11 protein-coding genes and 3 pseudogenes are annotated in these 9,920 nt (G+C 42.5%); 2 read left to right on the top strand and 12 right to left on the bottom strand.

What is annotated here, in order from left to right:
- Nucleotides 1-247 precede the first annotated feature (247 nt).
- From RIE73_RS23510 to RIE73_RS23480, 7 genes and pseudogenes are all read right to left on the bottom strand, one after another.
- Nucleotides 248-500 (bottom strand): annotated as a pseudogene (locus RIE73_RS23510) (zinc-binding dehydrogenase); the annotation flags it as partial.
- Nucleotides 501-646: 146 nt separating this feature from the next.
- Nucleotides 647-1,057 carry a cyclic-phosphate processing receiver domain-containing protein gene (locus RIE73_RS23505; protein WP_446403496.1) on the bottom strand — a complete coding sequence of 137 codons (411 nt, stop codon included), beginning with the start codon at nt 1,055-1,057 and terminating at the stop codon, nt 647-649.
- Nucleotides 1,044-1,619 (bottom strand): hypothetical protein, encoded by a 576-nt coding sequence (locus RIE73_RS23500; protein ID WP_446403495.1) that lies wholly within the window; start codon nt 1,617-1,619, stop codon nt 1,044-1,046. The genes RIE73_RS23505 and RIE73_RS23500 overlap by 14 nt, the downstream gene beginning before the upstream one ends.
- A gap of 2 nt (nt 1,620-1,621) precedes the next feature.
- Nucleotides 1,622-2,002: a hypothetical protein gene (locus tag RIE73_RS23495; RefSeq protein WP_446403494.1), complete on the bottom strand. Its 381-nt coding sequence runs from the start codon at nt 2,000-2,002 to the stop codon at nt 1,622-1,624.
- Complete coding sequence (locus RIE73_RS23490; RefSeq protein WP_446403493.1) at nt 1,984-2,289, bottom strand: hypothetical protein; 306 nt, start codon at nt 2,287-2,289, stop codon at nt 1,984-1,986. The genes RIE73_RS23495 and RIE73_RS23490 overlap by 19 nt, the downstream gene beginning before the upstream one ends.
- Complete coding sequence (locus RIE73_RS23485) at nt 2,286-3,074, bottom strand: hypothetical protein (RefSeq protein ID WP_446403492.1); 789 nt, start codon at nt 3,072-3,074, stop codon at nt 2,286-2,288. The genes RIE73_RS23490 and RIE73_RS23485 overlap by 4 nt, the downstream gene beginning before the upstream one ends.
- Before the next feature lie 29 nt (nt 3,075-3,103).
- Entirely contained in the window at nt 3,104-3,340 is a 237-nt protein-coding gene (locus RIE73_RS23480) for a hypothetical protein (protein ID WP_446403491.1), read from the bottom strand.
- Nucleotides 3,341-3,722: 382 nt separating this feature from the next.
- On the opposite strand from RIE73_RS23480, the pseudogene RIE73_RS23475 reads away from it, so the two are divergent.
- Nucleotides 3,723-4,413, top strand: a pseudogene (locus RIE73_RS23475) (transposase).
- A gap of 444 nt (nt 4,414-4,857) precedes the next feature.
- Here the strand turns inward: RIE73_RS23475 and RIE73_RS23470 are convergent.
- The 5 genes from RIE73_RS23470 to RIE73_RS23450 are packed head-to-tail and all read right to left on the bottom strand — an operon-like array spanning nt 4,858 to nt 9,176.
- Nucleotides 4,858-5,391: a hypothetical protein gene (locus tag RIE73_RS23470; RefSeq protein WP_446403490.1), complete on the bottom strand. Its 534-nt coding sequence runs from the start codon at nt 5,389-5,391 to the stop codon at nt 4,858-4,860.
- Between the two features lie 9 nt (nt 5,392-5,400).
- Nucleotides 5,401-6,888 (bottom strand): eCIS core domain-containing protein, encoded by a 1,488-nt coding sequence (locus tag RIE73_RS23465; protein WP_446403489.1) that lies wholly within the window; start codon nt 6,886-6,888, stop codon nt 5,401-5,403.
- Nucleotides 6,889-6,927: 39 nt separating this feature from the next.
- A complete protein-coding gene (locus RIE73_RS23460; protein WP_446403488.1) occupies nt 6,928-7,524 on the bottom strand; it encodes a hypothetical protein in 597 nt (198 codons plus the stop codon).
- 14 nt (nt 7,525-7,538) lie between these two features.
- Entirely contained in the window at nt 7,539-7,940 is a 402-nt protein-coding gene (locus tag RIE73_RS23455; RefSeq protein ID WP_446398249.1) for a hypothetical protein, read from the bottom strand.
- A 39-nt stretch (nt 7,941-7,979) separates the two neighbouring features.
- Complete coding sequence (locus tag RIE73_RS23450; RefSeq protein WP_446403487.1) at nt 7,980-9,176, bottom strand: DUF6973 domain-containing protein; 1,197 nt, start codon at nt 9,174-9,176, stop codon at nt 7,980-7,982.
- Between the two features lie 255 nt (nt 9,177-9,431).
- Between RIE73_RS23450 and RIE73_RS23445 the strand changes: the two are divergent.
- Nucleotides 9,432-9,920 (top strand): annotated as a pseudogene (locus RIE73_RS23445) (ATP-binding protein); the annotation flags it as partial.

The raw sequence follows: 9,920 nt of genomic DNA, 5'->3' as shown, positions 1-9,920 counted from the left end.
CACCCCGCCAGATGTAGGAGAACACGATAGTATAGAAACCTACAATAGGCATGACGTTAGGGGTTGACAATCAAGCATTTTATGGCACTAAAGTGCCTACTACGAACAGGTCTATTCAGGAAATTTTTGTTCAGATGAGGCTAGGGCTTTAATCGTCTCTATTCCCCATTTGGCTAAGGGCTGATTTAGGGTGGCTAAATAGTCCCATCCTAATCCATCAAATTAGGTGTGCCAAGCTACTAACTTTTTATGCAATCTGCAAGGCGATTTTTCCGGTGGTTGATCCTGATTCTATAGCTTGATGAGCGCTAACGGCGTCGGAGAGGGGAACGGTTTGAGAGAGGTGAATGTTTAGTTTGCCTTCATCTATCCATTGGGCGCATTGTTCGAGAATCTCGGTTTGGTGTTCCTGGGCTGCAACTAATCCTTGGAGTGCTGGTGTTAGCATGAGTTCTATAGCTAATCCGCAGATTTCGCGATCGCGCCGCTTTCCCTTCACCTTATACCTTGTCTCTGATTTGACGTTTTAATTTACCGTCTCCATCGTCTTACCAACTCTATAGGAGACGTCGCTTCTAGTTGGACTTTATACTCATGTCACAGATAGCCTTATTTTTGCAGAAATTTTCCGGGCAAATCATCACATTTAACCCCATTCATAACTGACACCAAGCTCATTATTTTTTTGTCTAATATACTTGAACTTTTGATTGGAGCGAACCATTTTAGATACAGGATAGTAAATAGCTTTAGGAAGAATTTCCAAGATATATTTAGCTCCTTTAGGATTGAGCGAGTGAACAATAATACGGCTATTTTTGTGGCGAGAATCTCTAATAAATAGGACCACATTTGCACCATTAAGTTCGCCACCAATATTGTAATCAATCGAGATCATGTCAAAATCATAAGCATTAAGAAGCTTGATAGCACGATTCCCCGTTTTTACGAGAATCCATGCGTGATCTCGATATAAAGAAGTTAAGATATTTTGACGCTCTTCTGTGTCTTCGATTAGCAAAACTCTTAGAGGAAATAATTTTTTATTTTGACTCAAAATAATCATCAACAGCAATAGAAAAACAACTAGCTACCTTCTCTCTAGGAACATCTTTTTCAAGAAGTAAGTAGTCACTATCTAAGTCTTCGTGTAAATAGATACAATAAAATAGCTCACGCTTGTTGGAAAACAAATAAGAAATCGCAACTTCTTTGGCTTCTTCTGATTCAAGTTCTTCCCTGAGAGTCCAAATACGAATATCTTGACAAACGGTGTTCAGACAACTTTTAAGCTCTTCTGAGGCAAATTTTTCTTCTGAAAGCTGATAACATTTTGCGAAACCATCACTAGATAATTTTTCGGGTACAATGATTATAGAAAGTTGCTCACCATATACAGCTAAGGAGTGGTTTAAGTCACCTTCAAAGCATAACTCTACTGCACCTGAATTATAGGAAAAAAATTGATCCGCTGTAAGGGAATGATAGTTTTTTAAAAAGTCAAAAATATCCATGCCAAAGAAACGTTTTATTTCTAGCAAACGCTTGCCAATAGACTGCTTCAGCTTTTTTGTATTTTTGGAAAGTAAAAAATTTAGTAGTTCAGCGTCAGTATACATAGTTAGTTGCTACCTCGATCTCTAAGTATTTTCTTGAAACGGCCAATAATATTACCAATGTCACCACTAAGTCCCCTACTACGGGTAAAGCTAACTGGATCGTTCACAAAAACAGCCCCATCAGAGCGTCTAACAATAAACTGAAAGTCTCCTATATTAACTTGATTTTGCTGTAGTTTTTGATATATCTCTTCTAAATCATCTATTGTTTTTTGTGTGACTACTTTAGTGTTTATAGGTGGATTAATTGGGTCTCTAGCTCTCCCAATAATATCTTTACTTCCCACTCCATCAATCCTTTGAAGAATTAAAACATTTTGCCCATTATTAATAGTTTTTCTAACATACACTGTGGGAATGCCTATCATCTCCATTTCAACCATCGCTCTTGCTTCATTGGGTAATCGTCCTCCTCCTGGTTTAATAAATCACCATTATCGATTAGGCAACGTTTCCACGGTTCGAGAGCGTCGTAATCTATCATCCAGGCGGTTGTTCGTACAGAACGTTCCACCTGAACGAGTTTGCTGCCCAACTGTAAAGTTCCATCAGTCAAACCATGTTGCCACAAAGGAACTTGATTACTCCAAGCAAGCTTACCTACCCATTCTGCTTGACGTTCATCCAGTACATAGGCAGGTATATTGCTTGGCTGAGGAAATTGATTCAATCCACTAGATTAATGAAATCAATTGTTAGCATACATGGCGCTACAATGCTTGCAGCGGGCTGAGGAGATTTAGGACATTCTGGAACAATTTTACCGACCACAGTAACTCCTCGATTGTTATATCGTGTAATTTCATTAGCCGATCTTATGGCTTCAGAATGCCAGGGAGGATAAAGAAAGACCTCAGTGCCATCTTCCAACACCACAGCTACATGACCTTTATATCTCGGTGGTGGTTTTGGCCATCTTCTCACATCTACTTGAATGTATTGTCCAATTAGACGCACTTGTTTACCTTTATCTCTTGCTTGTAGTCTTTCATCCATTTCATCATCATCTATGGCATCAAAAGGGTCAGGAAAATGTTCCTCGATGTCAGTACGATTTAAAATAGTTGGCAATTCTGTCATATTGCTTGCTGCTGTGCCGATTCCAGGTGCAATTAATGTACCAATACCAGCACCTGCTGCTCCAAGGGCTTTAGCACCTCCATAAGCTCCTGCCCATCCTCCAGCAATGCGAGAGCCTTCCACAACTGTGTTATCCCAGTCTCCAGTCTGGACGCTTTGGTTAATTTCCGTACCCAAGGAGTAGGCATCCATTCCCGCACCAACCGCTAACGCACCACGACCAAGTGGTTTCGCATACTTCATCGCACGACCGAAGTTAGCTGCTCTAGGCGATGCCACAGTATGATCGGCGATACCAAATGTTTTTCCGGCTCCAGTCTGGTTCCAGTGCCAGTTTGTGCTTCCGCCAGTTTTCACATTGGGTCCATAATCCATAGGAAGACGACCAAAATTACAGCCCATACTCACTCTTCATTTTCTGGCAAATTCGCGCTCTGATAAGACCAAATTGCATCCGGTCCAAGTTTGAGTAACATTTTATCGGGAGTGAACAGTTCCCAGTAAGGTAGCTCAAAATCTTCTGTATCTGGTAACAGTGTTAGCTTGCATCCATTGCTAAAGACTACGGTAAGATTTAAATCTGGATAATTAGTCTCAAATACCTGAAGGGGTGACAAGCAGCTCAAAAGCTTGGCAGGCAAAGCATTTCCCCCTTCAAGCCTTGAAAAGATGAGAGCTTATTGACAGGTTTATTGAGAAGGAAGACGTGAATGAGAATGATAATCATCTGGGTGACTCACAGCGAGTCTGTTGGTTATCTTTAATCCTTAAATACTCCCCCAAAGCAGCACCCAGCAAGGGTCACAGGGTTTTTGGGTCGGCGTGCGATACGTGAAGAGCACACGAAGAGCGATACGTTCTACGAACACGCTTCGCGATCGCGGAAAGTCACACGGCGTTTGCCGTTTCAATTTTTCGGCTCTTTGAACTTCAGTAAGAAGGAACGTATTGTTCCCTAAATGGGTTCGTTTTGTGGTAAAAAAAGAGCGGTCTATTTTATACAAGTCAACCGCTCAATCAATAATGCTACCACAATTCTATCACAGTTGTCTTAAGAATTATCTAAGTGAGTATATACTCCTCACCCTAGAAATTTTACTTTGGCTGCTTCAAGTACACAAACAAGTCAAGATTGAGAGATTAGCCGCGCTCTTTCCTGTACCCATCCTTTATCAAAGTAGGAGGAAACATCTGCAAAGGTTCTTAGTTCTTCCCAATAGACGCCTACCACTAATTTGGTTTCCGATAATTAAATATATATTAAGAACTCAGTTCATCTGAAAAACAAGGCTGGTTCATTTTGACCAATTTAAGTAGTATTGATGAAGTCATTCAGGTTTATCAATCTCGCAGTGGTATAGAATCCTTGTTCAAAGATTGTAAGACGGGTGGCTATAACCTAGAAGGAACCAAGGCATGCAGAGAACGTTTAAATCGTTTAGTCCTGTTAATTGCCATGGCTTATACTATCGCTTCTTTAAAAGGTGACAAAACTCGCTGTCAAAGGCAACAAAAATATATCTGTCGTCTCAGAGAAGTAGCAAGAAGCCAGAGACGACACAGCAACTTCTGGATTGGTCTGTATGGATTGACCTGGACTATTGGATGGGATTTTTGTCAAGTCATGGTTCAGAAACTTATGAGGGTTAATCGCTCTAAAATTCATTACTTTCAGCAAGGATTGAAAGCTATGTATTTAATGAAAAATTATTGACGACTTTTTCTTGATATTAAACCGTATAAATTCTCCCTATTACCATCCTATTCTTGACTAAGTTTAACCAAAAATATTCAACAATTCAAGAATCTGGGGAGCAATATTCCGCTCTTAGACTTGAGCAGTAACTTAACGCGAGTACACGGATAAACCCGACACCCATATAACCGTTGCTGGGTCATGATTTGGTCAACAAGAGAACGATTAAAGATCATCAACATACTTCTGGAGTGTCACCCAGGTGATTATCATTCTCATTCACGTCTTCCTTCTCAATAAACCTGTCAATAAGCTCTCATCTTTTTGAGGCTTGAGGGGGGAAATGCTTGGTCTGCCAAGCTTTTGAGCTGCTTGTCACCCCTTCAGGAAAAATGCCCTAATTTAGACGGACTCTTGCTCTTTTTCTGTGCTGTTGTGGGAGTCCAGGAGGAATTTTTCTTTTTAGGAACCGACTGATCCTATCGAGACAGAAACACTCTTCACATTTTCGTCTTGATGCTCAATAGACACTTGCCATCTTCTAGAAACGAATAGTCCTGTACTTTTACTACAGTCGCAATAGAGAAAATCTACGTTTCTATGCACAGTTTGCCTTGTTCCTCCAGGCGCATCTTCGGAATTTCTGACCTCAGAGTACGTTCCATTTTGAATATATTCACACTTGAAGCCATTTTGCTCCATTACTGTCTTAGCATCAGCAATAGAACTGCCAATAGGAACATGGCGCCGAATCTCTTCCTCCATTAGGTCTGGATCTTCATGAAATTTTACTTGATTTGCCACTGTCTCTGTCTGAACCTCCTCAACTTCATTAACTATCAATAAATCTTCTTCACGATATTTATAAATATTGATCTCCAAGAATTCTCCTGAATTGATCAGAGATAATTTTGGCGTAAGACCCAACGTAACACTTAAGATAATTGCAACTAGCATAGGAAATAAAAATTTCAGCAATTTTGGATGTGAGTGCATATTCACTGCCTAGATGCTTTGATCCCAACCCGGTGCCCGTACAGGTGGAGCCGGATTGCCTAAACCTGCATCTCGTATGCCTTGATGAGCTGTGGAGTTACTGTTGGGACCTAGGGGAAAATAACGGATCTGACTGGTTTCAATTCTATCCATCGTGCCGGCTAAACTGTCCCTATAATTGTCACAGGCTTGAACAGAAGATAACTCCAAGCTAGGTGCTGCATTAATTGTGCCGCTAGGACTCGTAGTCCAATCTATAGTGCCAGGAACGTATTCACCGTATTCCGTCGCTATATATCCCCAAAAGCCACTATTTCCCCCTTCTGTTTCGCTAGAGTTACTTGAATCACTCGAACCACTCGACTGACTAGAGCCACTGGAAGAACGACTTGAATCACTCGAACTGGCGGAACTACTAGAACTGCCAGAACCACCTCCACTCGGTCCACCCCGATAATAAGTTTCTCTCACAGACTCGATAGGTTGACCTTGCTCGTTTGTCGCCACTGGATCTGATACGACGACAAAAGCGTGATGAGCCATTCCAAATGTTCCTCCAACTGGTGTATAACGAAGCTCAATTTTGCCAGGTTGAATAGCTGATCCTCCTGATTCAGATTGACGCTGTACTGTTGGTGTTTCTGTCTCTTGGGAACCCTTGTCTTCCAAGCTTCGCATCAGCTCCACTGAACCAGTCTGTTTAGTTTGTAGCTGACTACCTGACTGTTGAACTACATGGGTCAACTCATGCGCCAACAACTCTTGCCCATCCCGACTTCCTGGATTATATTCTCCCTGCTTAAAAAAAATATCCGAACCCGTCGTAAATGCCCGGGCATTTAAGGAGCGATTAAGCTGATCAGCATTGCTATTGTTATGCACCCTCACGCCACTAAAATCAGCCCCAAACGCCTGTTCCATTGGCTCTCTAACGTCTTCTGAAAGCCCCTGTCCGCCACCTTGGGCTTGCTGAATACTTTGCTCAACGGAATCGTCAACCGCACCTCCACCAACTCCGCCATCACGCATCACTGTCGGCTCAACGACTGGCTCTACTTTTCCTTGTACAGGTTGCTGGGACGTGGGAGAATTAATCTGTTCGACAACTTTGGCGGCTACGGTATCCGCTTCCTGTTCGTACTTATCCCCTGGTTGCCCAACTGTTAACTTTCTCTGGAGTGGACTCAGGGTGTGTGGAGTCAGGGTAGGCGTTCTCTGTCCGACGACATCAGCCACTGAAATCCTGGATTCGGACTGAGGCTGCACTGTTGGCGTTTCTGTCTCCTGGGAACCCTTGGCTTCCAGGCTTCGCATCACATTCGCAGTTAGTCTATCCGCCGAGTCTCTGGAATACTCGCCTATTTCCGGCGACTGAGACGATTTCTTATTTGGCTTGGGTTGAATCGAAAAATGCCCCAATTTAGAAGGACTCTTGGTCTTTTTCTGTGCTGTTGTGGGAGTCCAGGAGGAATTTTTCTTTTGTAGGGGTTTATACATGATGCCGCCTCAGTTATCTGATGATTCATTGAATCCAGCTTAATCCTGGAGGAAACTCTGTCCTCCTATCTCCTCATCGCCTATCCAGATATCCAGGGTACTACGATCTTCATCTGTAGCTATACACAAAATTCCCATACCATCTACCACAGGCAAAATGGCTCCTCTACAGGAGACGGGTAACACAGGATGGTTGAAGTCACGACTATTCACTCCCCACGCTACGGCAAAGCCGACAGATGAAGAGCGAATTGTTAAGGCATCACATATATCTTCGACCATCAGTGGCAATATTTGGTAGGAAGATGTTCTCCAGCTCAAGAAATTTTCCAGTGGACTTTGAGTATCAGAGTTTGTCCTCTGAATAATTAAGGCAGAATAGTTATTCCAAGACGCATTGTAAGCGAGTTCGGCTGTCAGGGTTAACCACCAGTATGCCCAAGACGGTAATAAATCACCATTATCGATTAGGCAACGTTTCCACGGTTCGAGAGCGTCGTAATCTATCATCCAGGCGGTTATTCGTACAGAACATTCCACCTGAACGAGTTTGCTGCCCAACTGTAAATCCTGCTCTAGTAACTCTACCGAGAGTTTACTCAGAGGAATACTTCGCAATACATCGCTTGTTGTCATACGAAGGCATAGCTCTATCCGCGACTAATAAAAAATTTAACCACTTTGTTTTCCTGATCATACTCAATTACATATTGTTCATAGTCAACTCCAAAAGGAGAGACACCTAAATCATACAAGTCTGCATTTTCTCGGACTTGCTCAGGTCGTCCAAGAATTTCTCTTACTACTTCTTGGGACATACCTTTGTGTAAAACTTCCCGTTCTAAAGCAGGAACCATACCAATACGAGGATTATCACGCTGATATTTTTTATATTGCGCTCTCCATAATGCGGAATCAAAATTTCCCGTAGAAATAGTGGTACTCATCACTTTCACCTGATTATTAGAGGTAATCACTGAACCGTTACCTGTAACCATTAATAAGAGTGTTATTGCCACGATGCCTGACACGGCTGCTATAACAAATTTCATCTTAAAATAATCTCCTGATATTCGGAGCAAACTGCGACACTATTGGGCAGATGCATTACCTTCAGGTACTGGTTGTCCACCTCTCCCTGGTGTTCCATCAGTTAAACCATGTTGCCACAAAGGAACTTGATTACTCCAAGCAAGCTTACTGCTTTGATCAATAACAATCAGTTCTCCATTATCGCTTGCCTGTCTAACCAAATCAGCTATTTCTACATCATTTGCCTCAGGATTATCGATAGCAATTTGCCGTCCGACTTCGTTATTATATAAATCCATAGCCTCGCGAGTGGCTGGGTTCCCTGGCAGTGCTTCATGAGCTGTGGTGAATTGATTAGTCCACTCTTTTCCAAAGTTCCTCACCAGTAAGCTGTTCCAATAAGCGTGACGGAAGGCATCCCGGTGACCATCATTACCTACCCATTCTGCTTGACGTTCATCCGGTACATAGGCAGGTATATTGCTTGGCTGAGGAAATTGATTCTCTGATTCATCAAATGCTCGATTTTTAATCGTATTAAATGTATTTAAGCCCATTAGTCCACGATTAAAACTAAGATTATCCAGCAATTCTGCTTCTGTCTCGGTTACACGATATTCCCCTGTAAAAGGAATAGGTATAGCACCGAAAGCTGTGGGACTCCAATTCGTAACTTGATCATCCTGAACTTGATAATCTCTAATTATCTGCTCCAGGGGAGGTTTTTCAGATTCATCATCACGCTGAATAATTGGCTCAGCCTTAGCTTGCAGAGTTATATTTTTATACTCAACTGGCTGAACGCCAGACTCGACTTTTCCTTGTACGGATTGCTGGGACGTGGGAGAATTAATCTGTTCGACGACTTTTGCCGCTACTGTGTCGGCTTCCTGTTCGTACTTATCCCCCGGTTGCCCGACTGTTAACTTTCTCTGGAGTGGACTCAGGGTGTGTGGAGTCACGGTGGGCATTCTTTGTCCGACGACATCAGCCACTGAAATCCTTGATTCAGACTGAGGCTGCACTGTTGGCGTTTCTGTCTCCTGGGAACCCTTGGCTTCCAGGCTTCGCATCACATTCGCAGTTAGTCTATCCGCCGAGTCTCTGGAATACTCGCCTATTTCCTGCGACTGAGACGATTTCTGATTTGGCTTGGGTTGAATCGAAAAATGCCCTAATTTAGAAGGACTCTTGCTTTTTTTCTGTACCGTTGTTGGAGTCCAGGAAGAATTTTTCTTTTGTAGGGGTTTATACATGATGCTGCCTCAGTTGCCTGATGATTTGTTGCTTCCAAGCCTGTTGCTTCAAGAATTCTGGGTGATTTTTCCATAAGCAAACGCCTGCCTATTCCTGGGAAACACCTGTAAGCCAAGTGACCCAAGACGTCCTGAGTTGTTGCTAAATTATAAACTGTTTTTCCCGAATTTAACTCAAACTGCAATATGCCTTAATATAGAAGCCATAAAACCCTTACTGTCAACCTTAAGATATTTAAACAGCTCCATAACATCATGGATACTCCAGCATCGACCAACTGGTATCAAGCCAATTTTCAATATCTCCAGACAGCCGTTAATCAAGTTCGTCAGGTATTGGAAGATACAATTAACCGTGACCAAAATCAGACGAGTCCACTCAGATTTGAGACAACCTTAGCGCCAGACGCCTTGGCTACCCTACAAAATAAGCCTTCAGCCTTAGAGACGCTCTGCACAATCTGTAAGCTTTCTCCCTTTGATCAATATATCCTCTTGTTGTGCGTCGGGATGGAGTTAGACAGAAAATTTAAAGTCTTGTGTGCCAAATTTAACGGTCATCCCGACCAAAATTATCCGACTCTGAATTTAGCGTTTGCTACGTTTAGTGAGGCTCATTTCCGTATTTTCTCCTCCGAATCTCCTTTAGAATACTGGGGACTGATTGAAAGTGGTGACGGTCAAACGCTCTCTCACTCTCCTCTACGCATTAATCGGCGCATTTTCTGCTATCTATTAGGTGAA

This window comes from Coleofasciculus sp. C1-SOL-03 (assembly GCF_040220555.1).
Classification (GTDB): Bacteria; Cyanobacteriota; Cyanobacteriia; order Cyanobacteriales; family Coleofasciculaceae; genus Coleofasciculus.
Note: the sequence above shows the minus strand (reverse complement) of the source record. Positions and strands in the feature narration are given on the sequence as shown.

Coding starts and splice junctions, on each gene's coding strand:
- RIE73_RS23500 (WP_446403495.1), bottom strand. CDS start 1,619: ATGTATACTGACGCTGAACTACTAAATTTTTTACTTTCCAAAAATACA.
- RIE73_RS23495 (WP_446403494.1), bottom strand. CDS start 2,002: ATGGTTGAAATGGAGATGATAGGCATTCCCACAGTGTATGTTAGAAAA.
- RIE73_RS23485 (WP_446403492.1), bottom strand. CDS start 3,074: ATGGATTATGGACCCAATGTGAAAACTGGCGGAAGCACAAACTGGCAC.
- RIE73_RS23470 (WP_446403490.1), bottom strand. CDS start 5,391: ATGCACTCACATCCAAAATTGCTGAAATTTTTATTTCCTATGCTAGTT.
- RIE73_RS23465 (WP_446403489.1), bottom strand. CDS start 6,888: ATGTATAAACCCCTACAAAAGAAAAATTCCTCCTGGACTCCCACAACA.
- RIE73_RS23460 (WP_446403488.1), bottom strand. CDS start 7,524: ATGACAACAAGCGATGTATTGCGAAGTATTCCTCTGAGTAAACTCTCG.
- RIE73_RS23455 (WP_446398249.1), bottom strand. CDS start 7,940: ATGAAATTTGTTATAGCAGCCGTGTCAGGCATCGTGGCAATAACACTC.
- RIE73_RS23450 (WP_446403487.1), bottom strand. CDS start 9,176: ATGTATAAACCCCTACAAAAGAAAAATTCTTCCTGGACTCCAACAACG.